Raw genomic sequence first — 25,930 nt, 5'->3', positions numbered from 1 at the left:
TCACACGTCGCTCATACCGGCCCTTCTTTGGTCACGGTGATGAAGTCCGTTCCAGTGCCTGTCTCCAGCTGATGACTGATATCGGAAACGGTGATTGAGCTGCCGCTTGAAAGCTCCTGCTCGATCCGGCTGCGTATTTCCATGGGAATTTCGAGGCGGCCGAGCACGGCGCTCAATTGATCGAAACCGCCCGGCGCTTCGGTAACGGAGATGCCGAGCCGCTTGCGGGCCGCCGCCGGCAGATGGTTTTCCAGCGTCACTCCGTTCCATTCGGCAGTTCCGGCGGCGCGATCCACGGACACGGCTTCGAAGAAATGGGTTCCGAGCGCGACTTCCGGGTCCTTGATGTCGATGGCTGCTTCGAACAGCGGCTTGAAATCCTGCCGCACCATGATCTGGCCGGTCGGGGGATGGTCTTCACCGGCCGAGGCATAAAGCGCCGTCACGAAGGCGTCGGTCAGAAGCGGGCCGGTGGTTTTCAGCCCCTTCCAGCGCTTGAAACCATTGATGGCGCTGATCGTCATCTCCCCGGCATAACCATCGGCTGAACCGGCATCGAATCCGAGGCGGGTCAAAACGGTCTGAATATCCATCACCTTTTCCCGCTCGCCGCGCCGGGTGATGAGAATGCGCAGGGGCGAGGGCTCCCTGGCCTTCGCCGCCGGCTTGAGGGCCTGGGTCTTTTCATTGACGGCAACCTCGACCGTCCCCAAAGCCGCATCGAAAGTCGCCGGGCGCAATTCCACATCCGAAAGAAGCAGCTTGCCGTCATCGGCATCGTCGCGCGGCTGAAACAGCGCCGGATGCTGCACAAAGCGCAACGAGACCGGCCGGTCGGTGATGATGACATGCACGCCGGTCTTGGTGTCTCCGAAGAGAGACTTTGCGAATTTGGACGGCAGGCGCACGCAACCGTGCGAGGCCGGATAGTTCGGCACCTTGCCTTCATGCAGCGCGATGCCGGACCATGTCAGCCGCTGCATGAAGGGCATGGGCGCAGCCGAGTAGATATTCGACTCGTGGTATTTGCGCTTTTCCAGAATCGAGAAGATGCCGCTCGGTGTCTCATGTCCGGCCTTGCCGGTGGAGACTTTCGAGGTGGCGACGATTTCGCCGTTCTCATAAAGCGAAAGCGACTGGTCGCTTTTCGATACAAGTATCTGCAGGGATCTGCTGTCAGCGGCAAGCGCCGGAAAGGCAAGAATGCTGGCCGACAGCATGCCAGCCATAAGACGGAGGCGGAGGGACATGACGCAATACACCACATGTACAAAACTTGCCTCACTCAATCACGCGAAGTTTAATGAAGTTTAAGGACCGCTCATTCGCAACATCACTAATTTGTGTAAAATCTAAAATATATCTGGCGCGAGGCGGCGAGCGCAGGATTGCGCGGCCTGTCACACAATCCCGCAACTGTTATTTGCGCGTTCCGAACGTATAGCCGGTCTCGACGCTGCCCTTGCCGAACTTGTCGCGCAGCTTGTCCATCGCCGCTTCCGCCGCAGCCCGGCGTCCCGCCTGTTTGTCGACGAGATCGGGCGGATCGGCGAGATCTGCATCGCGCAGATCGCTGACCCCGATGCCGATGAGGCGGAACCTGGTGCCGTCCGTTTCCTTTTCCAGCAGCGAAAGGCCGGTGCGGAAAATCCGGTCGGCAAGCTGCGTGGGGTCGTCCAGCTTGCGGTTGCGAGTGCGGAGCTTGAAGTCTGCCGTCTTCATCTTCAGCACCACCGTCTGGCCGGCAATGCCGCTCTTCTTTAGCCGCCAGGCAACCTTTTCGGAAAGCGAGCGCAGGATCGGCACCAGATCCTCATGACGGGAAATATCGTTGAAGAAGGTGGTTTCGGAAGAGACGCTTTTGACGGGGTCGTTATTGTGCACGTGCCGCTCGTCGATGCCGCGCGAAAGCCGGAAGAGGCGTTGCCCCATCACGCCATAACGGCGCATCAGCTCGCTTTCCTCCATCTCCTGCAACTGCGCGATCATGCGGATACCGTCCGCCTCCAGCGTCGCCGCAAAGGCCTTGCCCACGCCCCAGATGGTTGTCACCGGCCGTGCCGCCAGAAAGGACAGCGCCTCCGTTTCGCCGATCACGGAAAAGCCGCGCGGCTTTTGCAGGTCGGACGCGACCTTGGCGAGAAATTTGCAGTAGGAAAGCCCAGCGGAAACGGTCACGCCCACTTCTTTTTCCACGCGCCGGGCGAATTTCGCCAGCACACGGGCCGGTGGATCGTGATGCAGCTTCTCGGTGCCGGAAAGATCGAGAAACGCCTCGTCTATGGAAAGCGGCTGCACGAGCGGCGTCAATTCCTGCATCATCGCCCGGATTTCACGCCCGACACGGCTGTATTTTTCCATATCCGGCTTGATGACGATGGCGTCAGGACAGGCTTCCAGTGCCTTGAACATGGGCATGGCGGAACGCACGCCGTGAATGCGGGCGATATAACAGGCGGTGGAAACCACCCCACGTTTGCCGCCGCCAACGATCACAGGCTTGTCGGCCAGTTCAGGGTTGTCCCGTTTTTCAACAGAGGCATAAAAAGCGTCGCAGTCGATATGGGCAATGCTCAGATCGTAGAGTTCGGCATGATAAACAAGGCGCGGGCTGCCACAGGCGCGGCAACGCCTCAGCCCTTCTGGCTGGCCGGCCAGACAGTCGCGGCAAAAACCGGGATCATAGGGTTGCGACGTGGACATAGGGTGAAAACAAAACCAGAACGTTGCCGACCATACTCCGGCCGTGACAACGGCTCAAGGGGCGTTCGCGACAAAGCCCGGATTTGAAAACCCCGGCACATGGAAAACTTGCATATCGTAGAGAAATATTTGATCTTCACCCATATTTGTAGTTACAATTGTAGATGATTTTTTACGCATGTTCGAATGAGATGAAGAGAAAAACAGGTCCAACATCCGAAAGCATGGCGTCGGATTTCAGACGGCGATTCGAATCTTCGAGAGTGCGGTTCTTTCATGGGTCGATGAGCGCGGGGCGTATGGAGAGACGCGCTATCACAGCATAGGGCAGATCGAAGGAATAGTATTTCTGGCTGTCATCCATACCGATCGTGCCGGTAAAACCCGCATCATCTCCGCCCGGCCGGCAAACCGCCGCGAAAGGAAACGTTATGACGAAGAAATACGAAAAAGAACTGAGCCTTGAAGAGCTGGCAGCCTTGCCTGACGATAAGATTGACTACAGCGATATTCCCGAACTGGATGAGCGCTTCTGGGCGAACGCAAAACTCGTGGAGCCGGAAGGGACGCAGCAGATCACGCTGAGGGTCAAGAAATCCGTCGTCGAGGCTTATAAATCCACCGGCAAGGGATACCAAACACGCATGAATGCGGTGCTGGAATCCTATGCCCGAACATTGCTGAAACGCTGACCGCCTCCGGCTGGCACCCCGTCAATACACGCCTGAATCCAGCCCCGGCCCGGAAAAGTGATGCCACGCGGCCGCCACTGTTTCGGGGGAAGTATCGGTCGCGGCGCAAAACGCCATCAGGTCCGGTTCATGGCTCATCAGAAAGTCGGTGAGGCCGGCAAGAAAGCCGGGATCGTTGACGGCCTGGCGCAGCATATTGGCCTGCAACCCGCTCAGCGCCAGAAAACGCGCCAGCATTTCCGGTTCGTTTGCCAGCCAGCCAAGTATGGCGGCTGCCGTTTCTTGCGGATCCTGGCCGGCATTGCCTTTGTTTTTCGTATCGCGCAGCATTTCTTCCCCGAAGTTACCTATTTTGAAACCAAATCCCTCTAGCCTTGCGCAACAAATGGACGATGGAATCGGTTCTCTGGCAACTTATATGTCTGGATGAAGGTTTCAAAGCGAAACGGGGACTGCTCACCATGCCCAAGCAGGTCATGATAGTCGAAGACAACGAGCTGAACATGAAGCTCTTTCGCGACCTGATCGAGGCGTCCGGTTATACGACCATCCAGACGCGCAACGGCATGGAAGCGCTCGATCTCGCCCGCAAGCACCGCCCGGACCTCATCCTCATGGATATCCAGCTTCCGGAAGTTTCGGGGCTGGAAGTGACGAAATGGCTGAAGGAAGATGACGAGCTGCATGTCATTCCGGTCATCGCAGTCACGGCTTTCGCCATGAAGGGCGACGAGGAACGGATTCGCCAGGGCGGATGCGAGGCCTATGTGTCGAAGCCGATTTCCGTTCCGAAGTTCATCGAAGTCATCAAGACTTATCTGGGCGATGCGTAAGGCGACTGGGGAACGGTTATGACGGCGAGAGTTCTGGTTGTTGACGATATTCCGGCCAATGTGAAGCTTCTCGAAGCCCGTCTTCTGGCGGAATATTTCGATGTCGTCACCGCCGAGGATGGTTTCAAGGCGCTGGCGATCTGCGACGAAGAGCAGGTCGATATCATCCTGCTCGATATCATGATGCCGGGCATGGATGGTTTCGAGGTCTGCGAAAGGCTGAAGGCCAATCCGAATACCGCGCATATTCCGGTGGTGATGGTCACGGCGCTCGATCAGCCGTCAGACCGCGTGCGCGGACTGAAGGCCGGCGCCGACGATTTTCTCACCAAGCCGGTCAATGACCTTCAGCTCATCGCCCGCGTCAAAAGCCTCGTGCGCCTCAAGGCCGTCAGCGACGAATTGCGGCTGCGCGCCGAAACCGCACGGCAGATTGGCATCGAGGAAATGCTGCGCAGCGATGGCCTGATGCAGACGCCCGGCCGCGTGCTGGTTGCGGATGGCCGCGCCAGCTCGCAGGAACGTATCGTGCGGGCGCTGAAGCCGGTTGCCGAGGTCGATGCCGTCACCGAGCCGCAGGCGGCCTTGCTCAAGGCCGCGGGCAATCCGTTCGAGCTCGTCATCGTCAATTCCAATTTCGAGAATTACGATCCGCTGCGGCTGTGCTCGCAGCTTCGCTCGCTGGAGCGCACCCGTTTCCTGCCGCTGCTTCTGGTGGCGGAGCAGGGGGCGGACGATATGGTGGCGCGGGCGCTCGATCTCGGCGTGAATGATTACATTCTCCGCCCGATCGATCCGAACGAACTCGTCGCCCGCTCGCTGACGCAGATCAGGCGCAAGCGCTACAACGAGCATCTGCGGCTCAATCTCCAGCACACGATGGAACTCGCCATCGTAGACGGGCTGACCGGCCTCAACAATCGCCGTTACCTCGACAACCACCTGAAGATACTCTTCGACCGTGCTGCCGTTCGCGGTCGCCCGATTTCCGTCTGCATGACCGATATAGACCGCTTCAAGCTGGTCAACGACACCTATGGTCACGATGTCGGCGACGAGGTGCTGCGGGAATTTGCAGCGCGCATCCGCAGCACGGTGCGTGGAGCGGATCTCGCCTGCCGTTATGGCGGGGAGGAGTTCGTCGTCGTCATGCCCGATACGCCGATGGAGCTTGCGGCAAGTGTCGCCGAGCGCCTGCGGTCGATAGTCGAGGACAAGCCTTTTTATGTTCGTTCCATCGACCGTGAACTGAACATTACCGCCTCCCTCGGCATCGCCACCAGCAGCGGCGCTTTCGGCGCGCCGGACGAAATCCTGAAGCAGGCGGACAAGGCGCTCTACGAGGCGAAACACGCCGGCCGCAACCGCGTCGTTGCCGCCGCTGCCTGAGCGTCAGCGGCGGATTAACTAAAAATATTGCGCAATCTCTCCGTCATATCCCGGCGAAATAGTTGTTCGGGAATACGGGGCGGCCGTCGCAAGACTGCAAGCCATTGACCTTGGACGTATTTTATCGCTTTGCAATGAAAAGATGCAGATTGGCGATATAAATAGAGTTCAAGTTGAAAAATACGTTGAATTCAATCTCTCCGGCAACTATAGTGTACCAGCTTTGTATACTTAACCATGTTTCCCAGGTGATGTATCTCTGGCTTAAGAATTTGTTGATTTTTATTTTACTTCTGCGCACACTCCTATTCAGAGTAACAGTTCTTCCGGCGGTTTATCCGTCTCGTGATGATGAATGATAGCGGCTTTAGCCGTCGCGATTTCGCTCGTCAGGGGCTGGTATTGCGTAGTTTGAATGCCCCATGATGCTCAGGTCCGCCGCATCTCCTGAATCGTGGGGTCGGTCGGCTGACGATGTCCGAATCGGTTCCTCGTGCCGTAATCGCATCGTTGGCCGACCGCCTTCTTCCAGAAAATTGCCTGTTCGTGGTGCGCGTGTCGCAGCTTAGCGGCTTTTGCGGTCGTCTCCGTTCACGTCATGTGCGAGGTCGTGATATGGGGCAGGGGCGTATGGCCGTAGCCATGAGGATACTTCTTCCGAGCATCTGAATGATTGCGGTGGCGGATGGGGCGTCAGGCCATATGGTCGGACTTACCCATGGCTGATCGCGCGCTTTGCCAGTGACGGTGGCAATTTCCGGGGCAGCGGGGAGGCGGGGCCTTATTGGCCGCCTGCAAAGCCTCTGGGCGCGACAAGGCTGGTGGCAGCCTCTTCCTTCGGCACAAACAAAAAACGCGCCCGGTGGGCGCGCTTTTGTCGGAGACCGATCAAGAAATTACTTGATCTTGGTTTCCTTGAATTCAACGTGCTTGCGTACAACCGGGTCGTACTTCGTCTTCGTCATCTTGTCCGTGAACGTACGGCTGTTCTTGGTGGTGACGTAGAAGGTACCGGTGTCGGCTGTCGACAGCAGCTTGATCTTGATTGTTGTAGCTTTCGCCATGGTCGTCCTGCCTTTAAACAAAAGAGAAGCCGCAGGCGCTTCTCACCTCGGCTAAATCTGGCGCGAAACTACGTATCGCGCCTGAAAAGTCAAGCCTGTTTTGCCCGGAAAACAAAACGGACGATATAAAGCACCACGTAAAGCCCGAAAAATACCGCCAGCGACCAGGCAAAGCCATCGGTTCCGGCAAGGTCCATGGAAATGCCCACGGCCTGCGGCCCCGCAATCGTGCCCATGGCGTAACAGAAGATGAAGGCGGCATTGGCGGCGACCAGATCGGCGCCTTTCAGGCGTGATCCGAGATGGGTGAGGCCGACAGTATACATGCCGGAGACCAGCCCGCCCCAGAACAGCAGCAGGGCCGCCACCAGAAGCCAGCTTTCCACCAGGAAAGGCAGCGCCAGCGTGCCGCAGACGCCGGCAAAGGCCATCAGCCCCAGCATTGTCCGCCGGTCCTTCATCCGGTCCGAAAGCAGGCCGATCGGTATCTGGAAGACCATATTGCCGATGCCCATCACGGTGAGGAGGAGTGCTGCCTGCGATTCGTTGAAGCCTTCCCGCGTCGCATAGATCGGAAAGAGCGAAAGGCCGCCGGCCTGCACCGAACCGAAGACGAAGGCCGCCGCGGACGCCATGGGCACCAGCCAGACATAACGGACGAAATGGTGGTTGGGCCCTTCGTCCAGCTCCGGGCTTTCGCCGCGCGCCATGAAGATCGGGATCGCGGCGAGCAGTATGATCGCCGCTCCGACCAGAAACGGCAATATGCCTTCGCTGCCGACCACGGAAAACAGCAGCGGACCGACCGCGAAGCCGACCGCAAGGCCGGTGGCGTAGATGCCGAGAACCATGCCGCGCTTCCTGGGCGGCGCGGTCATGTTGATCCAGTATTCGGAGAGAATGAAAAGCGTGGTGGTGGCGCCGTGGAAAACGATTCGCAGCGGAAACCACATCCAGAAGGCTTCGGCGAAATAAAAACCGAGCGCGCTCAGCGCCGAAACGACGACCGCGAACAGCATGGTTCGCGCCACGCCGAAATCATGGGCGATCTTGGTGGTCACGGGGGCCGCCATCATCGCCGCGACGCCGGCCATGGCCGAATTCACCCCGATCATGGTGGAAGAGATGCCGCGCTTCTCAAGGATGATCGACAGGAGCGGCAAGCCAAGGCCGATGGCGACACCGACCGCACTGATCGCGGAAATGGCGGCGATCAGTGAGGGCCAGTGAATGGCGTCCGCTTCTTCGCATTTCATTTGTGACATGACGGCCTTTATACAAAGTCTCGAATGAACCGGCCGTGGCGCGTGACGTAGAGCCGCGCGGGGCTTTCAAAGGGCAGTGAGGGATCACCTATCATGAGTTTTGTGACATCTTCGAGAACCGTGCGCGTGATTTTCGGCATGTTCAGACCGGAAAGGTCTGTCATGTCAAGCCATTGCACATTGTGCAACTCGTCAGAATCACGGGTTAGCCGGGTATCCAGCCGCAATTCGTCGGCATAACAGCAGAAGAATCGCGTGTCGTAGCGCCGCACATTGCCGGGTGGGGTGATGGCGCGCGCCACATATCGGAAACGGGAAAGATCGGGGCCCCTGGTGCTCAAGCCGAGATCCACACCGGTTTCCTCGAAAAGCTCGCGCGCGGCGGCAAGCGCCAGTGCCCTTGCGCCGGCAGAGCTGAGCCGCCGCGCTGCGGAGGCGGTGAGGCTGTGGAGGACGGCGGGATGCAGATCGCCCGAAAAGGGCAGCGCATGGTCGCGCGGATCACGTTTGCCGCCGGGAAACACATAGGCGCCCGGCATGAAGACGTGGGCGCTGCTGCGCTGGCCCATCAGCACCCTGAGCTGCGAGCCGGAGCGGTCGAACAGAATGATGGAGGCGGCGTCGCGCGGCCGCATGGGCGCGCTCGCGGTTTCGGCACGCCGGGGAAGCTGAGGCATGTGCAAGGTCCCGCCCGCCGTCAGTGAGACGAGCCGTCGATCTGCGCTTTTTGCTGTTTTCGGTCGAAGCCGTGCATCTTCAGCGCCCATTGCAGGCCAATGACGCCCCCCTTGATGGGCTGCAGCGTCAAAAGTGCGGCGAGAATGGTGATCGGCACCCAGATGGCGAAATGCACCCACATGGGAACGGAAAACACCATATCGGTCATCATGAAACCGCCCACAGCGATATGGCCGATGATGACGATGGAAATATAGGGCGGCAGGTCATCGGACCGGTGGTGGTGCATTTCTTCGCCGCAGGCGGCACAGGCGTCCACCGGCTTCAGAAAGGCCCGGAACAGGCGTCCGCTTCCGCACGCAGGACAGCGATTGGCCATTCCCCGCATGATCGAACGGCCAAGCGGCCGTTCCGCGCTATCGTCTCCGAAGGTGACTGTTTCCGAGCCCTGATGTGCACTCATCCTTAAGTCCTTCTCCCGTTTTTCAACCGCCTGCAGCGGTCTTGTTACCGTCGCCTTCTGGGCGGCCGCGTCCCGGGCTTTGCGGCAGAACGCGATGTCCGCCGGCCTGCCTTGTGGAACGACCGCGAGCCGACCGGCATCTTGCGCCCCGGGCTCAGCATATCGAAACGAAGCGCGCCTGCCAAAGGCACCGCTTCCGCAAGCCGCACCTGAACCGTATCGCCAAGCTGGTATCCGAGGCCCGTCTTTTCTCCTGTCAGGGCCTGATGGGCCTCATCGTAAAGGAAATAATCGGTTCCGAGTGTAGATATAGGAACAAAACCGTCCGCGCCAAATTGCGGAAGCGCGACAAAAAGTCCCGCCTTGGTGACACCGCCGACGCGGCCCTCGAATTCTTCACCCACCCGTTCGGAAAGATGATGCGCGATCAGCCGGTTGACGGTGTCGCGCTCTGCTGCCATGGCGCGCCGCTCGAAAGTCGAGATTTCGGCGGCGATGTCATCCAGCGTCGCCTCTTCCTGCGGTGTGATGCCGCCTTCGCCGAGGCCAAGCGACCCGACCAGCGCGCGATGCACGATGAGGTCGGCATAACGGCGGATAGGCGAGGTGAAATGCGCATATTTCATCAGATTGAGGCCGAAATGGCCGATGTTTTCCGGGCTGTAGATCGCCTGGCTCTGGCTGCGCAGCACCATCTCGTTGACCATGATCTGGTGCGGCGTATCGAGTGCGCGGGCCAGAATGCCGTTGAAGGAATTGGCGCGCATCGCCGCACCCTTGGCCATGGAAATGCCGATGGTTCCGAGGAATTCGCGCAGCACTTCCTGCTTGGAAAGCGTGGGCGCATCGTGGACACGGTAGACCAGCGGCTGCTTCTTCTTTTCCAGCGTCTCGGCGGCGGCGACATTCGCCTGGATCATCATTTCCTCGATCAGCTTGTGCGCATCGAGACGTTCGGGAATGACGACCGAGTCGACGGTACCATCGGGACGCAGCTTGATCTTGCGCTCGGGCATGTCGAGTTCCAGCGGCTGGCGCCGGTCACGGCCTCGCTTCATCACCTCATAAGCGTGCCACAGGGGCTTGAGGATCGGCTCCAGTAGCGGTCCGGTCTTGTCGTCGGGCTTGCCGTCAATCGCCGCCTGGGCCTGCTGGTAGGAAAGCTTGGCGGCGCTCTTCATCATGATGCGGTGGAAGGTGTGCCCCGCCTTGCGGCCTTCCTTCGAGAAGGTCATTCGCACCGCAAGGGCAGGGCGGTCGACACCTTCCTTCAGCGAGCAAAGATCGTTGGAGATGCGCTCCGGCAGCATCGGCACGACGCGATCCGGGAAATAGACGGAGTTGCCGCGTTTCAGCGCCTCGCGGTCCAGTGGCGAACCTGGCCGAACATACCAGGAGACATCGGCAATCGCGACGGTGACGATGACACCGTCAGGATTGTCGGGTGACGTGTCCGGCTCGGCATAGACCGCATCGTCATGGTCCTTGGCATCGGCCGGATCGATGGTAATGAGCGGCAGGTCGCGCCAGTCCTCGCGATGGGACATGGTCGCGGCCTTGGCCGCATCCGCTTCGGCAAGAACATTCTGCGGGAATATATGCGGGATGCCGTGGGCGTGGATTGCGATCATCGAGATCGCTTTTTCCGAAGCGACGGAGCCGACGACCGAGAGAACCTTGGCGCGCGTCAGACCATAACGCCCGCTGTTGCGCGAGGTTTCAACCTCGATCAGATCGCCATCCTTGGCATCGCCGACGCCTTCGGGGTCGATGACCATTTCCTCGCCGCGCCGATCGATCGGCATCAGCCGTCCGCCACCGCCGGGCGTCTCCTTGAACACGCCAAGCAAGGCATTCTGCCGGCGGTCGATCAGCTTGACGACGCGGGCGGTGTAAGCGGGGCCAGTGCTTTCCTTCGAGGGAAAGATTTTCGCAAGAATACGGTCGCCGAGACCGGCGGCTGGCGCCTTCTTGCCGCGGTCCTGCGAGGACTGGCGGATCAGCACGGCCGGCGCTGCGCCCAGATCCTCGGGCCATTCCGCCGGGCGTCCGATCAGCTCGCCGTCCTTGTCGCGGGTGGTGATGTCGAGAACCGTCACGGGCGGCAGGCCGCCCGGCCGCGTCAGCGACTTGCGGCTCTTGTGCACCATGCCGTCGATTTCGAGTTCCTTCAGCAGAGCCTTAAGGACAACGCGGTTTTCGCCCTTCAGGCCGAAAGCCTTGGCGATTTCCCGCTTGGAGGCCTGTTGCGGATGATCCGCAATGAATTTCAGCAGCACTTCGCGGGAAGGCACCTCGCCGTGGATGATGCCTTCGCCTTCACTCACCCGTTTGCCGCGCCCGGTGCGTCCGAAACCGTCGCTGGCGGAACCCTGTCTCTGCCGTGGCGCCTTGCTCACTCTGCTGCCTTCTTGGGTTTGGCCGCTGCCTTCGGCTTGGCGGCCGCCTTGCTCTTGGTTGCCGCCTTGGCCTTTGTCGCCTTCGGCTTTGCGGCATCGCCATCAGCCTTCTTGGCAGTGGTTTTCTTGGCCTTGGCGGGCTTGCCGCCGGTGCCGGTCTTGGCAATGCGCTCGGCAATCAGCACCAGCGCCTCGTCCAGCGTCACCGAAGCCGGGTCCTGGCCTTTCGGAATGGTGGCGTTGACCTTGCCCCAGTTGACGTAAGCACCATAGCGTCCGTCACGAACGGTGATCGCACCGCCATCGGGGTGGTCGCCCAGTTCCTTCAGCGCCGCCGGCGTGCCGCTGCGGCCGCGGCCCGGTCCCTTGCTCTGCTTTTCGGCAATCACGGTCACGGCGCGGTTGAGGCCGATAGAGAACACGTCCTCGATGCTTTCGAGGTTTGCATAGGAACCGTCATGCAAAAGGAACGGCCCGTAGCGGCCGAGGCCGGCGGAAATCATCTTGCCGGTTTCCGGATGCTTGCCGATATCGCGCGGCAGATTGATGAGCGCTAAGGCCTTTTCGTGGTCGATATCTTCAGGCTTCCAGCCCTTGGGCAGCGAGGAGCGTTTGGCCTCCTTGCCGTCGCCGCGCTGGATATAGGGCCCGAAACGACCGGAGCGCAGCGTCAGCTCCTCGCCGGTCATCGGGTCGGCACCCAGCGCCTTCGGCTCGTTCGAAGCCGCAGCTTCGGCTTCCGAACCGTCCGAGGTCAACTGGCGGGTATAGTTGCATTCCGGATAGTTGGAGCAACCGACGAAAGCGCCGTATTTGCCGAGCTTCAGCGAAAGATTGCCGGTGCCGCAAACCTGACAGATGCGCGGATCGGAGCCGTCCTCGCGCTTGGGGAAGACCAGCGGCGCCAGAACCTCGTTCAGCGCATCCAGAACGTTGGTGACACGCAGTTCCTTGGTGTCTTCGATCTGGGCGAAGAAATCCTTCCAGAAATCGCGCAGCACCTGCTTCCAGTCCAGTTCGCCGGCGGAAATCCGGTCGAGCTTTTCTTCAAGCGCGGCGGTGAAATCATATTCGACGTATTTGGTAAAGAAGCTTTCGAGGAAAGCCGTCACCAGCCGGCCGCGCGAATGCGGCACCAGCTTGCGCTTGTCGACGACGATATATTCGCGGTCGCTCAGCGTCTTCAGCGTCGCCGCATAGGTGGAAGGACGGCCGATGCCGAGCTCTTCCATCTTCTTGATCAGCGAGGCTTCCGAATAACGCGGCGGCGGTTCGGTGAAGTGCTGGCTGGCGTTGATCTTCTGCTTGGCGAGGTTCTCGCGCTCGTTGATCGGCGGCAGACGGCCTTCGTCGTCACCGTCATCGCTCTGTTCGCCATCTTCCTTCTGGTCGGTATAGGCGGCGATGAAGCCGTCGAAGCGGATGACAGAGCCGACGGCGCGCAGGCCTGCCTTTTCGCCGCCATTGCTGGCGAGGATTTCCACCGTGGTCCGCTCGATTTCCGCCGAGGCCATCTGGCTCGCTATGCCGCGCTTCCAGATCAGGTCATAAAGACGCAGCTGATCGGGATCGAGGTAACGCTTCACCTGATCCGGCGTGCGGTTGAAATCGGTCGGGCGGATCGCCTCGTGCGCTTCCTGGGCGTTCTTGGCCTTGGTGGAATAGAAACGCGCCTTTTCCGGCACGTAACGGCCACCGAACTGCTCGCCAATGGCGCGGCGGGCGGCATCGATCGCCTCCGGGGCCATCTGCACGCCGTCGGTACGCATATAGGTGATCAGACCGACGGTCTCGCCGCCGATATCGATGCCTTCGTAAAGCTTCTGCGCCACCTGCATGGTGCGCGAGGCGGAAAAGCCCATGCGCGAGGAGGCCGCCTGCTGCAGCGTCGAAGTGGTGAAGGGCGGGCCGGGATTGCGCTTGACCGGTTTCGCCTCGACGCTTTCGACCACATAGCTCGCGCCTTCCAGCAGCGCCTTCAGCCGGTTCGCATCGTCTCCGGTCTTGATCGAGCGGCTTTGCAGGCGCTTGCCATCGGCCGAAACCAGCTTGGCTTCGAACTCGTCACCGCGCGGTGTCTTCAGAAGCGCGCTGATGTTCCAGTATTCCTCAGAGACGAAACGCTCGATCTCGGATTCGCGGTCGCAGACGAGCCGCAGCGCAACCGACTGAACGCGGCCGGCGGAACGCGCGCCGGGCAGCTTGCGCCACAGCACCGGCGACAGGTTGAAGCCGACCAGATAATCGAGCGCACGGCGGGCGAGATAGGCGTCGACCAGCGGCACGTCGATGTCGCGCGGGTTCGCCATGGCGTCCAGCACGGCCTTTTTGGTGATGGCGTTGAAGACCACGCGCTTCACCGGCTTGTCGCCGAGGACACGCTTCTTCTTCAAAAGATCGAGAACGTGCCAGGAAATGGCCTCGCCTTCGCGATCCGGGTCGGTTGCGAGAATGAGGCCGTCGGAGGATTTTACCGCATCGGCAATATCCTTCATGCGCTTGGCGGATGCGCTGTCGACCTCCCAGGACATTTCGAAATCCTGGTCGGGCAGCACCGATCCGTCCTTGGCAGGAAGGTCTCTGACGTGGCCAAAGGATGCAAGAACCTTGTAGCCCGAGCCAAGATACTTGTTGATCGTCTTGGCTTTGGCAGGAGATTCTACGACGACGACATTCATATTGTTCTTCTCTGGAACTGGTCCGCTAACATGGCACCGGTTGCAGCCTATTGCCGCAATTGGCCTTCTTTATAATTCGACATGGACAGGTAATGCCCGCTGGTCAAGAGGCAAGCCCGATTTTCTCGCTTTGAGACGACTGCAACCTATGGATAATCTATCGTTGTATTGCAATCTTTGGTAAATTGGTTATGATGGGCAACATCATTTGAATCGACTTATTGCTCTTCGTTTCAGGCAAATTTTGCAGGATAGATATATGGTCCCCAACGCAACAAACAATAATGCCGATAATGAAGGGACCAGAGAGAACTTGGCTTACATTCGCCAGATGCTCGCGGAACTGCGGCAGGTCGCACACCGTGAGGGTGCGGACATGCTGTGTTATCTGATCGAGATGGCCTATGTCGAAGTCGGCGATATCCAGAGCGGACGGCGCAAGCTGTCAATCCGCGATGAAGAGCGACACGCGCCCCCCGGCATGCCGGTTTAGGCGTCCGGCGATATCAAGCTCCAGCAGCACCAGGTGAACGGTGGCAGCGGAGAAACCCGTATGACGGATGATATCATCGGTCTCCACGGGCGAGGGACCGAGAGCGGCTGCGATGATGCTGCGCTCGTCGTCCCCTGGTGGTGACATCTCGGTGTCGGATCTCGGTTCCTCGATCTTCCGGTCATAGGGCAATTGCGGCTCCATCAATGGTCGCAGTGCATCAAGAATATCGGCCGCTCCCGTGGTCAGCATGGCGCCTTCCTTGATCAGCCGGTTGGTGCCTTCGCAGCGCGCATCGAGTGGGGAACCGGGCACGGCGAAAACAAGCCGCCCGGCTTCACCTGCAAGCCGCGCCGTAATCAATGAACCCGAACGTTCCGCCGCTTCCACGATGACGACGCCGAGCGAGACGCCTGCGATCAGCCGATTGCGCCGCGGGAAATCCCGCGCTCGAGGCTCCCAGCCAAACGGCATTTCGCTGATTGTCGCGCCGCCCTGATCGTATATCTCCTGCAAAAGTCCGAAATTTTCCTGCGGGTATGGGCGGTCGAGACCGCCGGCCAGCATCGCCACCGTGCCGGTTGCAAGACTTGCCCTGTGCGCGGCTGCATCGATGCCGCGCGCCAGTCCCGATGCGATCGTGTAACCGGCCCGCCCACAATCGCGTGCCAGCATGGCCGCGAATTTCGCACCATTGATGGAAGCGTTGCGCGAGCCGACAATGCCGATGCTGGGCCGGGTTGCAGCGTCTGCCGAACCCTTCATGGCGATGAGCGGCGGTGCACCATCCAACTGCCGCAACGCTGGTGGATAATCTGGCTCGCCAATGCCCACGAAACGCGCGCCGAAATTCTCGGCAGCCTCAAGCTCCCGTTCCGCCTCCGCCTGGGTGGCGATGCGCGGGCTGCGCGACGAACCGCCACGGCGCGACAGTTCGGGCAGGGCATCCAGCGCTTTTTCAGCGCTGCCGAAATGATTGATGAGTTCGCGGAAGGTGACGGGACCGATATTGTCGCTACGGATGAGCCTCAGCCACGCGACCCGCTGCCGCGCGGAAAGCTCTATGCCCTGCCGTGTCGTTTCCTCATGCGGCATGGCACATCCTTAAATGGGCCTCAGCCCTTTTGCCCGATCCTGCTTTCAGTGCCCGCCAGCAGGCGCGCAATGTTCTCGCGGTGCTTCCACCATGAAATCGCACTCAGCAGCGTCACCAGCAGCGCCGTCTTTTCAGGTCCGAGTACCCAGAGGGCCACGGGAATGACCAGCATGGCCAAAAGCGCCGACAGCGAGGAATAACGGGTGATGAAGGCGGTTGCGAGCCAGATGAGCGCAAAGGCCAGCATCATCAGCGGTGCGGCCCCCAAAAGCACGCCGATATAGGTCGCCACACCCTTGCCGCCCTTGAAGCCGAGCCACACCGGAAACAGGTGACCCAGAAAAGCGAAGAAACCGGCGACCAGCGACGCTTCGTAACCCCAGAGCGCATTGGCGACCAACACCGCCGCCGTGCCCTTCAGCGCGTCCAGCAGCAGGGTTGCGGCGGCGAGCTTCTTGTTGCCGGTGCGCAGCACATTGGTGGCGCCGATATTGCCGGAGCCGATCTTCCGCACGTCACCCAGCCCCGCCATGCGGGTGAGAATGAGGCCGAAGGGGATGGAGCCGAACAGATAGCCGATTACCGCCGCCAGCGCGAGAAGGGCAGGCGCGGTCTGCCAGTCAGTCAAAGCACTCATTCAAACGTCCCCTCTGTCCCGCCTGCAGCGCGATCTCTGTTGGTGATCTTATGCCAAGGAATGAACGGCTTTGCCAGCCACATAAGTGGCCACAGCACGACCGCTGAAACGGGCATCCTCGAACGGCGTGTTCTTCGATTTCGACACCAGCTGCTCCTTTGCCAAGAGCCACGGCTCGTCGAGGTCGATCAGCGTGATATCGGCCTTCGCGCCGGCCTTCAGCGTTCCCGCATCCAGTCCGAAAATCTTCGCTGGGCGGGTGGAGAGCGCATCGATCAGCCGCATCAGCGGAACTTCGCCGCTGTGGTGCAGGCGCAGTGCCGCCGCCAGCAGGGTTTCAAGCCCGACCGCGCCGCTCGCCGCATCCGAAAACGGCAGCCGCTTGGTGTCGACATCCTGCGGGTCGTGCGAGGAGACAATAATGTCGATGGTGCCATCCTTCAGCGCCTCCACCATCGCCCTGCGGTCGTCTTCGGCGCGCAGCGGCGGGGAAAGCTTGAAGAAGGTGCGATACTCGCCGATATCGTTCTCGTTGAGCGTCAGATGATTGATGGAAATGCCGCAGGTGGCTTTCACGCCCCGCTGCCGGGCGACACGGATCGCCTCCGCCGATTCCGGTACGGAAATCTTGGCGGCGTGGTAGATCGCCTGCGTCAGGCCGGCAATGCGCAGATCACGCTCCAGCGGAATGATCTCGGCTTCCTTCGGAACGCCTGACAGCCCGAGCCAGCTCGCAAGAAGCCCTTCGTTCATGTCACCGCCGCCGATATATTTCTCGCGCGTTTCGAGTGCGATGACGGCCCCCAGTTCGCGGGCATAGGTCATCGCCCGGCGCAGCACCAGCGTGTCGGACAGCGCCTTGCGGCCATTGGTGAAGGCAACCGCACCGGCTTCCTTCAACATGCCGAACTCGGTCATTTCCTCGCCATTGAGGCCCTTGGTCAGGGCCGCTGCCGGATGAACATTGACGATTGCCTTGTCGCGCGCCGTCTTCTTCACATATTCGACCAGCGCGATGTCATCGATAACGGGATCGGTATCCGGCATGACGATGATGCTGGTGACGCCGCCAGCCGCTGCCGCGCGCGAGGCGGATTCGATGGTTTCGCGGTGCTCGGCACCGGGTTCGCCGACAAAGACGCGGGCATCCACCAGACCGGGAACGGCCACCACACCCTTGCAGTCGCGCACCGTCGCCCCTTCGGGAGCGCCTTGATTGTGCGCCTCCTTACCTGCGGCGAGAATGGTGCCATCGGCGCCGATGACGATGCTACCGGTCTCGTCGAGATCACGGGAAGGATCGACGATGCGGAGGTTCTTGAGAACGGTAACGGCACTCATACGCGCTCACCCTGATTTTGCGAGACAAGCAGGGTTTCCATGACGGCCATGCGCACGGCAACCCCCATTTCCACCTGGCTTTCGATGACGCTCTGCGGACCGTCTGCCACTTCGGAGGCGATTTCGACACCGCGGTTCATCGGGCCGGGATGCATGACCAGCGCATCTTCCTTCGCCGCCTTCAGCTTTTCGGCGTCCAGACCGTAATAGTGGAAATATTCGCGCACCGAAGGCACGAAGGAGCCGGACATGCGCTCGCGCTGCAGGCGCAGCATCATCACCACATCGGCGTTCTTCAGCCCTTCCTTCATGTCGTGGAAGACTTCCACGCTCATGTCGCGGATGCCGGAGGGAAGAAGCGTGGCGGGGGCGACGACGCGCACGCGCGCACCCATCTGGTTGAGCAGGATGATATTGGAGCGGGCGACGCGCGAATGCAGCACATCACCGCAGATTGCGACGGTAATTCCCGAAAGCTCGCCCTTGGCGCGGCGGATGGTCAGTGCGTCTAGCAGCGCCTGCGTTGGGTGCTCATGCTGGCCGTCGCCGGCATTGACGACGGAGCAGGCAACTTTCTGCGCGAGAAGGGCTGCCGCACCGGCGGAGGAGTGGCGAACCACCAGCACATCCGGGCGCATGGCGTTCAGCGTCATCGCCGTATCGATCAGCGTTTCGCCCTTCTTCACCGAGGAATTGCCGACCGACATGTTCATAACGTCTGCGCCGAGACGCTTTCCGGCAAGCTCGAAGGAGGACTGCGTGCGCGTCGAGGCTTCGAAGAACAGGTTGATCTGCGTCAGGCCCCGAAGCGTCGAGGTTTTTTTCTCGCGCTGGCGGCTGATTTTCACCGCCTCGTCGGCCTTGTCGAGAAGCAGGGTAATATCCTGGTGGGAAAGCCCCTTGATGCCGAGGAGATGGCGATGGGGGAAGAAGACCATGCGGTTTGCCTCCTGACGGGCGCCGCATTTTCCCGTGAAAATGCCCGGAACGCCCGAATGCTGATCCGTGCGCTCCCATTCGCTGTGAACACGCCTCAGGAGTGCGGCGGAATTCGGTCCTGCGCTCTATAGAGACTGCATGGTCGCGGGGCAAGCGCCCGCAACTCCTGAAATGAAAACATGGCGATGTTTCCCCAACCCTCGAGCACAAACGGCCCGACGATGGAAGGCGCAGGCATCAGACGATGCCATGCTCCTTCAAAAGCGCCTGCTCGTCGCCTGACGCCCAGCCGAAAACTTTCGGCGCCCCATCCAGCCTCTGGACGAAGTAGTGAACATCGAAGTCGATTGCGACATCCGGTTGCCGCTTGCGATCGAAGGTCGCCGTCCAGGCAACATGGGCAAGGCAATGATGGTCGTCGATGGGCGAGATACGGATGTCGCGTATCCGCATCTCCTTCGTTCCGATCGTCCGGTAGCGCTCGTAACCCTTCATCATGACCTGCTTCAAGTGGTCATCGTTCTTTCCGGTCATCACCCCGGCGGGGGAGGCGGCGATGAAGTCGGAGGCGTAGAGGGAGGCGACCTCCTCCATATCCATGTCACCCTTGAGAGACTTATTGAAAAATCGCTCATATCGCTCGAAGAGCTTTCTTACGCTGGCCTCCATGGTCTCCTCCCTGTGCAGCCGTTCAGCAAAGTCGCCAACCGAAAAAGCATGCCGCAGGTTCCACGTCAGGCCGCAGATTATGGAGAATGCGTTTATCCGCATGCCTGCCGGTTGTTGCCGCAACTTCTGCGCGGCTTTTTTGGGACTGTCGTTGATCTTGCCGGAAACGTGTTTGGCATCCGCCGGGCCGGATACCTAAATCAGGATCACTCCCGAAAAATGCTGAAAGCGGCGGTTTAATCGCCTCAATCGCTTCCTGCGGGTGGAATTATGCAATATCACCCCACTATGCAACGCCAGTACAAAACAGCTAGAAGCAGCGGATGACCCAGAATTCCCGGACAGAAGAAACGCTCGCCGAACTGAACCAGCCAAGCCTCTGGTCCGGTATCAACGCCTATCGTTCCGATCCGCTGATCGTCGACCTCACTTCCGGACTGTCGCGCAATCTAAGGGATGAGTTCGACCAGCTCGGCCGTTACGTCACGTCGCATGAGGCGCAGGAACTGGCGCGCATGGCCAATCAGGGCGTGCCGCAGCTGCATACCCACGGCCCACGCGGCGAGCGTCTGGATCAGGTGGAGTTCCACCCCGCCTGGCACGCGCTGATGCGCCGTTCCATGTCGTCAGGCCTGCATTCCAGCGTTTGGGAAAATTCTCCCGATACGCGCGGCAATGAGCACAAGGCCCGCGCCACGAAGTTTTACCTGACCTCGCAGCTCGAGGCCGGGCATCTTTGCCCGCTCACCATGACCAGCGCCTCCGTCGCCGCCATCATGGCTTCGCCGCGCGTGCAGAAGGAATGGGCGCCGAAGATTCTCTCGCGCAAGTATGATTCCTCGCAGAAACCGGCTCTGCAGAAAACCGCCGTCACCATTGGCATGGGCATGACGGAAAAACAGGGCGGCACGGATGTGCGCGCCAACCGCACCACGGCGGAGCGGGTGGGCGAAGGCATCTATCGTCTGTCCGGTCACAAGTGGTTCCTGTCCGCGCCGATGAGCGACGGTTTCGTCATGCTCGCCCAGATGGGCGACGGCATGGGCTGCTTCCTCGTGCCGCGCTATCTGGAAGACGGTTCGAAGAACGGTCTGCATTTCCAGCGCCTCAAGGACAAGCTCGGCAACCGCTCCAACGCATCCGCCGAAGTCGAATTCACCGATGCCTTCGGTTATCTGCTGGGCGATCCCGGCAGCGGCATCCGCACCATTCTCGACATGGTGACGCTGACGCGGCTCGATTGCGCGCTTGCCTCCGCCGGCATGATGCGCGCCTCGCTTGCCGAAGCCGTGCACTATGCCCGCGGTCGTTCTGTTTTTGGCAAGATGCTGGTCACCCAGCCGATCATGACGCGCGTTCTCGCCGACATGGCGCTGGATGTGGCGGCGGCCACCGCGCTCTCCTTCCGGCTGGCGACCGCATTCGACGCCGCCCGCAACAATCCGGCCGAGGCCGCCTATGCGCGGGTGATGACGCCCATCGTGAAATACTGGTGCTGCAAGATCGCGCCGGCGCTTATCTATGAGGCCATGGAGTGCCTTGGCGGCAACGGTTACGTGGAAGAGCGGCCGATTGCCCGCCACTATCGCGAAGCGCCCGTCAACGCCATCTGGGAAGGCTCCGGCAATGTCATGGCGCTGGATGTGCTGCGGGTTCTCCAGCGCGGCAAGGATCTGTTCGATCTCGTCTTCCAGACGCTGGAGCGTGATCTGGGTGCAGCCGGCAAAAAGACCACCGACGTGCTGCGCGCCGCAATCGCCCTTGCCGAACGTGACGAGGGAGCGGCCCGCCTGCTGGTGGAGCAGTTCGCGCTTGCGGCCGCTGCCGCCGAGCTTTGCCGCCTCGGCGCCGGCAAGATCGCCGATGCCTTCCTCGAGACCCGTCTCGCGGGCGGCTGGCGGCATACTTACGGCATGCTCGATTCCCGCTTCGATCCGAATTATATAATCGATCTTCTTTATCCGCCTGCATCTTGACCGATGCTTGCGGATGAAGGTTTTGCAGTCCCGGCGGGAGGGGTCTCGGATTTGAAAAACAGCAATGGCGTAAAGCGTGTTCTGATCTGTCGTGACACTTTCGCGCATCGATGCGCGGCAAGGGAAGGCGGCTGCCAATGCTGACCTTCCGTTCCGCCCGCGCCGAGGATGAAGACGCGCTCTACGCCATAAGCCTTGCCACCGGCGATGCCGGGCAGGACGCCACCGCCCTTTACAATGATGGCCGCATGGTCGGGCATATCTATTCCGTGCCCTATCTGCATCTCTGGCCCGATGCCGTTTTCGTGGCGGAGGATGAGGAAGGTGTGTGCGGTTATATCGTCGGCGCACTCGATACGGCGGTGCACGAAGAGCGGCTGGAGCGGGAATGGTGGCCGCATCTGCGCAGCCTTTACCCCGATCCCGGCGGTGACCAGCAGACATGGGACGCCGACCAGCGCCGCGCCCAGTTCATCCACCATCCGCGCCGCACACCCGCCTGGCTCACCGATCCGTTTCCGGCCCATATCCACATGAACCTCCTGCCGCGCACGCAGGGCAAGGGCGGCGGCACCCGGCTTCTGTCGCGCTGGCTCGATATGGCGAGACAGAACAACGTCTACGGCATCCACCTCGGTGCCAGCGAACGCAACCACGCGGGCATGCGCTTCTGGGAAACCCGCGGGTTCAAACGCCTCGAAAGCCACGAAACGCCGGGCAGCGTCTGGTTCGGCATGGCGCTGGAGTAATTCAGGTTCTAATGACCCGCGCTGCCCCCGCCGACAGAAACGGTGCAAAGGCAGTGCGAATGTCTTCAAGAAATGTCTCGCTGAAACGCCCGATGGGCTGTTGCAGAGCGTTGAAATGGTAGGATCGTTCGATCACGTCGTAATTGCATTCGCTGACGGTGATCCAGCCGCGATCATAGCCGGTTAGTTTTGCGCGCCGAAGCTCGAGCTTCGGTATTTCGATTGCCCGCTGCTGGCTGTCCTGTGGCGGTTTCGATGAAATGGGCAGCAGCAATATATGCGACAAGCCCCGCGCGTCCGTAATTGTCAGGATCATGCAGACGGGGCGATCTTTTTCCCCATGGTCACGCGTTGGATTAGCCGCAGACTGCCATCGCCACAAATAGGGATAGGAAACGATATCACCGCGTCTGAACTTGGACATTACCTGTCCTGCTCATCGCGGGATGTCCGATATTCTTCGGAGTCTTTTTCCAACTGGGTGTTGAACAGGGCGGCCAAGTCATCGGGCATTTCACCGGCAGCGTAAGATCTGCGCGGATCGTCGCCTCCCAGCATTTTTTCGAAAAGTTCGACCGGCACCACCACGACCGAAGGTCGCCCATGTTTCGTCAGCAAAATGGGCGATTTCTGCGCTTCGTCATGGTAGCGACCGAAATGTCGCATAAACTCCGCCGTGGAAATAGATTTTCTTTTCATGAGGAGTCCTCAAATCTGTGTTTCCTGAATAATACAGAAAATACAGAAAATTTAAAGCCATCGATTTTGGTCTGGCGCCCGGCTCATCCACAGGAACCTTCTTTCCATCCGCCCCGCCGCGTTGTTCTTCCCTTCATGCTTTGTTAACCCGTTGAGAGAGGCCTTTCAAAACACGGGTAGGGAATCATGCTGGCGACCGCAGAGGCGATTTCAGCCGACAGACCGGAAAAGCGCATCAAGGATCGCGCTCAGACCGAGAAGGCGATTTTTAATGCGGCGCGGTCGCTGCTTGCCGAAGAGGGATTTCAGGGTTTTGGCATCAATGCCGTTGCCCGCCGCGCTGGCTGCGACAAGCAGCTCATCTACCGTTATTTCGGCGGCCTCGATGGCCTGATCGAGGCGATCGGCGAGGACCTCGGTTCCTGGGTGAAGGATCGCATTCCGGAGGATACCGGCGGCATGTTCCTTTTGACCTATGGCGACCTCATGGAAAAGCTCGTGCTTTATTTCATGGATGCGCTGCGCAGCGATCCTCTCGTCTGCAAGATCATCGCCTGGGAAGTGTCTGACGGTTCACCGCAGGTGAGACAGCTTGCCGAAGCCCGCGCCAAATCGCTGGGCAAGTGGCTGGAGCGTATGCGCGGTTCGCTGGCGGCGCCAAAGGGGGTGGATACAGCGGCGGTCAATGCCGTACTGTTCGCCGCCATTCAGCACCTCGTGATTTCCGCTGCCACCAGCGGTCAGTTCGCTGGTGTACCGCTGAAATCGGACCGGGACTGGGACAAGATAGCCACTGCCGTCAAAAGGCTGGTGCGCGGCGTTTACGGCTGAACCGGTTTCGCAGGCGGAAGACAGTCGCGCCTGGACCTGCGCATTAAAGAAAAATCAGTCATGTTTCACCGGGCCGGCAAATGCCCGGCGCATCGGCCGTCCACGCGATCACGTTTTTATCCACATGCCGCCCGCCCGTCGTTAACCATAATGACAGCTTTCATTTGCCTCGCCATGGCTGCCGGTCCAGTGTGGATTAACGAAATGTTAACCATGCGCAATGACTGCGCATAAGGGAGCCGCAAGTGAGCCGCTGGACAGCTTTAGGCGTCATGATGACGTTTTTTGTGATGCTGCCGTTGGATATCGACGCGCCGGCGCTGAACCTCTGCCTTATGGCCGTGGTGCGCTGGGGGGTGCTTGCCGGCGTTCCCGATACGATGTTTGTGCGGGGGCAGGCAGCATGAAGTGGTTTCTGATCCTCTGGGCCGGTCCCGTTGCGCTGCTGGGTAGCTGGTACTGGCTTTCTTATTACGACATGAGCTTCGGCTTCTACATGCTGACGCGCCAAACCCATGATCTCGTCTTCGAGATTTACGGCAATATCCTCGGTCTTCCGCCGGAAAGCCTGCCGCCGCTTGTGGCGCGTGCTATTGCGGTCGACAGCCTGATCGTCTTTGCGATTCTCGGTTTCCGCAAGCGCAGACAGATTTATGCCTGGTGGCAGGGCCGTCAGTCAGCCGCGCGGGTGAGTGCGGAAAGCCTGTCCAGCGCACCCTGAAGAATGAAGCTCGCCGCTGCCGAATCGATGCGTTCGGCCCGCTTGGCGCGAGACACATCCATTTCGAGAAGCGCGCGCTCTGCCGCAACGGTCGAAAGCCGCTCATCCCAGTAAACAAAGGGCAGGGCGGTTTTTTCGCCCATGGTGCGCACGAAGGCGCGGGTTGCCTGCACGCGGGGCCCGGCGGAGCCGTCCATGTTCATCGGCAGGCCGATGATGAAGGCGGCGACCTTTTCCTTCTCAGCGAAGGCCAGCAGCACTTCCGCATCCAGCGTGAATTTCACGCGCTTGATGACGGGTCGCGGGGTCGCAAAACGCCGCGAAAGATCCGACATGGCGAGCCCGATGGTTTTCGTACCAAGGTCAAGGCCGGCAATTGCCTGTGCAGGCTGAAGCGTTGCCGCCAGTTCCTCGATGGTGAGAGTTGCCATGTCGCGCGCTGTCCTTACCGTTTGCGGACGAATTCGGTGCGCAGCACCAGTCCCTTGACCGCATCGTGCCTGCAGTCGATCTCTTCGGGATTATCGGTCAGGCGGATCGACTTGATGACGGTGCCCTGCTTGATGACCGTGCTGGTGCCCTTGACCTTCAAATCCTTGATCAGGGTGACGGAATCGCCATTTTCAAGGACATTGCCTGCTGCATCGCGCACTTCATTCGCGCGTGCCGCTTCTGCGGCCAGTTCGGAAGCAGGGCGCCATTCGCCGGTCGCTTCGTCGTACACATAATCGTCATTGTCAGCGGCCATTGTCGCCTCTCTTAAATACAGGTAGTGCGGTTGTTCAGGCCGTCCTATGTCATATTATACCGGCAATACAAAGGAGAACTTCCCATGAAAATCACCTGGCTCGGCCATTCCGCCTTCCGCCTCGAAAACGGCAGCGCGAAGATCCTCATCGATCCGTTTTTCACCGGTAACCCCGGTTTTGCCGGGCAGGATGGAAAGTCGGCAGCCGAAGGCATCACTCATATTCTCCTGACTCACGGCCATGGCGACCATGTCGGCGATACTGTCCAGCTTGCCCGCGAAACCGGCGCGACGGTTCTTGCCAATGCCGATCTTGCCGCCTGGCTTTCCGCCAAGGGCGTCGCGAAGGTCGATATGGGCAATACCGGCGGCACGGTGCATTTCGACGGTTTTTCCGTCACCTTCACCAATGCGCTGCATTCCTCCGCCCAGATCACCGAAGACGGCGTTTCCCATTCGCTCGGCAATGCCAACGGTCTGATGCTGCATTTCGAAGACGGCCCGGCCGTCTATCACATGGGCGATACCGACATCTTTTCCGACATGAAACTCATCAATGAACTGCATCAGCCGGATATCGGCCTCGTGCCGATCGGTGACCGCTTCACCATGGGCGGAGCGGTCGCAGCGCTCGCATGCCAGCGCTTCTTCGATTTCGGCAATGTCATTCCCTGCCATTACGGTTCCTTCCCGATCATCGACCAGACGCCGGAGAAGTTCGTGGCCGGCATGGAAGGGGCGCAAGCGCGCGTCCACACGCCGAAGGCCGGCGATACGCTGTCCTTCTGACATTTTGCCCGGGCATGTCGTGAGCGTAAAACAGCGTCACTCTTTTGCACGACATGCTTTCTACCGTTGCGAATGGCG

28 protein-coding genes and 1 pseudogene are annotated in these 25,930 nt (G+C 60.1%); 11 read left to right on the top strand and 18 right to left on the bottom strand.

The window, feature by feature from the left end:
• Positions 1-11: 11 nt before the first annotated feature.
• Positions 12-1,250, bottom strand: a complete 1,239-nt coding sequence (locus F3H58_RS05250) for a L,D-transpeptidase family protein (RefSeq protein ID WP_149741460.1) — start codon at positions 1,248-1,250, stop codon at positions 12-14.
• Positions 1,251-1,419: 169 nt separating this feature from the next.
• The gene (locus tag F3H58_RS05245; protein WP_149741459.1) at positions 1,420-2,703 is read right to left on the bottom strand and encodes a DNA polymerase IV; all 1,284 of its coding nucleotides are present in this window, start codon (positions 2,701-2,703) and stop codon (positions 1,420-1,422) included.
• Positions 2,704-2,905: 202 nt separating this feature from the next.
• Here F3H58_RS05245 and F3H58_RS27715 point away from each other — a divergent pair.
• Both F3H58_RS27715 and F3H58_RS05235 read left to right on the top strand, forming a co-directional pair.
• A pseudogene (locus tag F3H58_RS27715) lies at positions 2,906-3,169 on the top strand (BrnT family toxin); the annotation flags it as partial.
• The gene (locus F3H58_RS05235; protein ID WP_149741458.1) at positions 3,135-3,395 is read left to right on the top strand and encodes a BrnA antitoxin family protein; all 261 of its coding nucleotides are present in this window, start codon (positions 3,135-3,137) and stop codon (positions 3,393-3,395) included. The pseudogene F3H58_RS27715 and the gene F3H58_RS05235, both read left to right, overlap by 35 nt.
• A 21-nt stretch (positions 3,396-3,416) precedes the next feature.
• Here the strand turns inward: F3H58_RS05235 and F3H58_RS05230 are convergent, their stop codons facing one another.
• Complete coding sequence (locus F3H58_RS05230; protein ID WP_003521499.1) at positions 3,417-3,725, bottom strand: DUF3572 domain-containing protein; 309 nt, start codon at positions 3,723-3,725, stop codon at positions 3,417-3,419.
• 131 nt (positions 3,726-3,856) lie between these two features.
• On the opposite strand from F3H58_RS05230, the gene F3H58_RS05225 reads away from it, so the two are divergent.
• Positions 3,857-4,228 (top strand): response regulator, encoded by a 372-nt coding sequence (locus F3H58_RS05225; protein ID WP_003521498.1) that lies wholly within the window; start codon positions 3,857-3,859, stop codon positions 4,226-4,228.
• A gap of 18 nt (positions 4,229-4,246) precedes the next feature.
• Positions 4,247-5,617: a PleD family two-component system response regulator gene (locus F3H58_RS05220; RefSeq protein ID WP_149741457.1), complete on the top strand. Its 1,371-nt coding sequence runs from the start codon at positions 4,247-4,249 to the stop codon at positions 5,615-5,617.
• Between the two features lie 896 nt (positions 5,618-6,513).
• On the opposite strand, the gene rpmG is transcribed toward F3H58_RS05220, so the two are convergent.
• The 6 genes from rpmG to topA all read right to left on the bottom strand — a co-directional run bounded on the left by rpmG (position 6,514) and on the right by topA (position 14,164).
• Positions 6,514-6,681 carry a 50S ribosomal protein L33 gene (gene rpmG, locus F3H58_RS05210; protein ID WP_003496403.1) on the bottom strand — a complete coding sequence of 56 codons (168 nt, stop codon included), beginning with the start codon at positions 6,679-6,681 and terminating at the stop codon, positions 6,514-6,516.
• Positions 6,682-6,770: 89 nt separating this feature from the next.
• Positions 6,771-7,937 (bottom strand): MFS transporter, encoded by a 1,167-nt coding sequence (locus F3H58_RS05205; protein ID WP_170985570.1) that lies wholly within the window; start codon positions 7,935-7,937, stop codon positions 6,771-6,773.
• Positions 7,938-7,954: 17 nt separating this feature from the next.
• Positions 7,955-8,581 carry an NUDIX hydrolase gene (locus tag F3H58_RS05200; RefSeq protein ID WP_502706414.1) on the bottom strand — a complete coding sequence of 209 codons (627 nt, stop codon included), beginning with the start codon at positions 8,579-8,581 and terminating at the stop codon, positions 7,955-7,957.
• A gap of 62 nt (positions 8,582-8,643) precedes the next feature.
• On the bottom strand, positions 8,644-9,087 hold the full coding sequence (locus F3H58_RS05195; protein ID WP_059752697.1) for a DUF983 domain-containing protein: 444 nt from the start codon (positions 9,085-9,087) through the stop codon (positions 8,644-8,646).
• A 44-nt stretch (positions 9,088-9,131) separates the two neighbouring features.
• Complete coding sequence (rnr, locus tag F3H58_RS05190; RefSeq protein WP_149741455.1) at positions 9,132-11,486, bottom strand: ribonuclease R; 2,355 nt, start codon at positions 11,484-11,486, stop codon at positions 9,132-9,134.
• Positions 11,483-14,164 carry a type I DNA topoisomerase gene (topA, locus tag F3H58_RS05185; protein ID WP_149741454.1) on the bottom strand — a complete coding sequence of 894 codons (2,682 nt, stop codon included), beginning with the start codon at positions 14,162-14,164 and terminating at the stop codon, positions 11,483-11,485. Before topA ends, rnr begins: the two co-directional genes overlap by 4 nt.
• 259 nt (positions 14,165-14,423) lie before the next feature.
• Between topA and F3H58_RS05180 the strand changes: the two genes are divergently transcribed.
• Complete coding sequence (locus tag F3H58_RS05180) at positions 14,424-14,657, top strand: hypothetical protein (protein ID WP_004441372.1); 234 nt, start codon at positions 14,424-14,426, stop codon at positions 14,655-14,657.
• On the opposite strand, the gene dprA is transcribed toward F3H58_RS05180, so the two are convergent.
• The 5 genes from dprA to F3H58_RS05155 form a co-directional block, all read right to left on the bottom strand.
• On the bottom strand, positions 14,610-15,752 hold the full coding sequence (gene dprA, locus F3H58_RS05175) for a DNA-processing protein DprA (protein ID WP_149741453.1): 1,143 nt from the start codon (positions 15,750-15,752) through the stop codon (positions 14,610-14,612). The two genes, F3H58_RS05180 and dprA, sit on opposite strands and share 48 nt — an antisense overlap.
• A gap of 20 nt (positions 15,753-15,772) precedes the next feature.
• Positions 15,773-16,390, bottom strand: a complete 618-nt coding sequence (plsY, locus tag F3H58_RS05170) for a glycerol-3-phosphate 1-O-acyltransferase PlsY (protein ID WP_188128782.1) — start codon at positions 16,388-16,390, stop codon at positions 15,773-15,775.
• A gap of 48 nt (positions 16,391-16,438) precedes the next feature.
• Positions 16,439-17,731 (bottom strand): dihydroorotase, encoded by a 1,293-nt coding sequence (locus tag F3H58_RS05165; RefSeq protein WP_149741452.1) that lies wholly within the window; start codon positions 17,729-17,731, stop codon positions 16,439-16,441.
• Positions 17,728-18,669 (bottom strand): aspartate carbamoyltransferase catalytic subunit, encoded by a 942-nt coding sequence (locus F3H58_RS05160; protein ID WP_003502441.1) that lies wholly within the window; start codon positions 18,667-18,669, stop codon positions 17,728-17,730. The genes F3H58_RS05165 and F3H58_RS05160 overlap by 4 nt, the downstream gene beginning before the upstream one ends.
• 238 nt (positions 18,670-18,907) lie before the next feature.
• Entirely contained in the window at positions 18,908-19,339 is a 432-nt protein-coding gene (locus tag F3H58_RS05155; RefSeq protein WP_080853180.1) for a DUF6841 family protein, read from the bottom strand.
• Positions 19,340-19,662: 323 nt separating this feature from the next.
• On the opposite strand from F3H58_RS05155, the gene F3H58_RS05150 reads away from it, so the two are divergent.
• Together F3H58_RS05150 and F3H58_RS05145 are read left to right on the top strand one after the other, a co-directional pair.
• Entirely contained in the window at positions 19,663-21,315 is a 1,653-nt protein-coding gene (locus F3H58_RS05150; protein ID WP_020808932.1) for an acyl-CoA dehydrogenase family protein, read from the top strand.
• Between the two features lie 137 nt (positions 21,316-21,452).
• On the top strand, positions 21,453-22,064 hold the full coding sequence (locus F3H58_RS05145; RefSeq protein WP_020808933.1) for a GNAT family N-acetyltransferase: 612 nt from the start codon (positions 21,453-21,455) through the stop codon (positions 22,062-22,064).
• A gap of 1 nt (position 22,065) precedes the next feature.
• Here F3H58_RS05145 and F3H58_RS05140 read toward each other — a convergent pair whose 3' ends face one another.
• Positions 22,066-22,488 (bottom strand): type II toxin-antitoxin system PemK/MazF family toxin, encoded by a 423-nt coding sequence (locus F3H58_RS05140; protein ID WP_149741451.1) that lies wholly within the window; start codon positions 22,486-22,488, stop codon positions 22,066-22,068.
• The gene (locus tag F3H58_RS05135) at positions 22,488-22,763 is read right to left on the bottom strand and encodes a type II toxin-antitoxin system Phd/YefM family antitoxin (RefSeq protein WP_149741450.1); all 276 of its coding nucleotides are present in this window, start codon (positions 22,761-22,763) and stop codon (positions 22,488-22,490) included. Before F3H58_RS05135 ends, F3H58_RS05140 begins: the two co-directional genes overlap by 1 nt.
• A gap of 186 nt (positions 22,764-22,949) precedes the next feature.
• On the opposite strand from F3H58_RS05135, the gene F3H58_RS05130 reads away from it, so the two are divergent.
• The 3 genes from F3H58_RS05130 to F3H58_RS05125 all read left to right on the top strand — a co-directional run bounded on the left by F3H58_RS05130 (position 22,950) and on the right by F3H58_RS05125 (position 24,315).
• Positions 22,950-23,594: a TetR/AcrR family transcriptional regulator gene (locus F3H58_RS05130; protein WP_149741449.1), complete on the top strand. Its 645-nt coding sequence runs from the start codon at positions 22,950-22,952 to the stop codon at positions 23,592-23,594.
• Between the two features lie 275 nt (positions 23,595-23,869).
• Entirely contained in the window at positions 23,870-24,001 is a 132-nt protein-coding gene (locus tag F3H58_RS27490) for a hypothetical protein (RefSeq protein ID WP_286169173.1), read from the top strand.
• Complete coding sequence (locus F3H58_RS05125) at positions 23,998-24,315, top strand: DUF6105 family protein (protein WP_004441389.1); 318 nt, start codon at positions 23,998-24,000, stop codon at positions 24,313-24,315. The genes F3H58_RS27490 and F3H58_RS05125 overlap by 4 nt, the downstream gene beginning before the upstream one ends.
• Here the strand turns inward: F3H58_RS05125 and ruvX are convergent.
• Both ruvX and F3H58_RS05115 read right to left on the bottom strand, forming a co-directional pair.
• Positions 24,267-24,746 carry a Holliday junction resolvase RuvX gene (gene ruvX / locus F3H58_RS05120; protein WP_006698011.1) on the bottom strand — a complete coding sequence of 160 codons (480 nt, stop codon included), beginning with the start codon at positions 24,744-24,746 and terminating at the stop codon, positions 24,267-24,269. The two genes, F3H58_RS05125 and ruvX, sit on opposite strands and share 49 nt — an antisense overlap.
• A gap of 14 nt (positions 24,747-24,760) precedes the next feature.
• Complete coding sequence (locus F3H58_RS05115; protein ID WP_149741448.1) at positions 24,761-25,063, bottom strand: alkylphosphonate utilization protein; 303 nt, start codon at positions 25,061-25,063, stop codon at positions 24,761-24,763.
• An 84-nt stretch (positions 25,064-25,147) separates the two neighbouring features.
• Here F3H58_RS05115 and F3H58_RS05110 point away from each other — a divergent pair, with 84 nt between their 5' ends.
• Entirely contained in the window at positions 25,148-25,852 is a 705-nt protein-coding gene (locus tag F3H58_RS05110; RefSeq protein WP_149741447.1) for a metal-dependent hydrolase, read from the top strand.
• Positions 25,853-25,930 lie beyond the last annotated feature (78 nt).

This window comes from Rhizobium sp. NFACC06-2, from assembly GCF_900101425.1.
Lineage (GTDB): Bacteria > Pseudomonadota > Alphaproteobacteria > Rhizobiales > Rhizobiaceae > Agrobacterium > Agrobacterium leguminum.
Note: the sequence above shows the minus strand (reverse complement) of the source record. Positions and strands in the feature narration are given on the sequence as shown.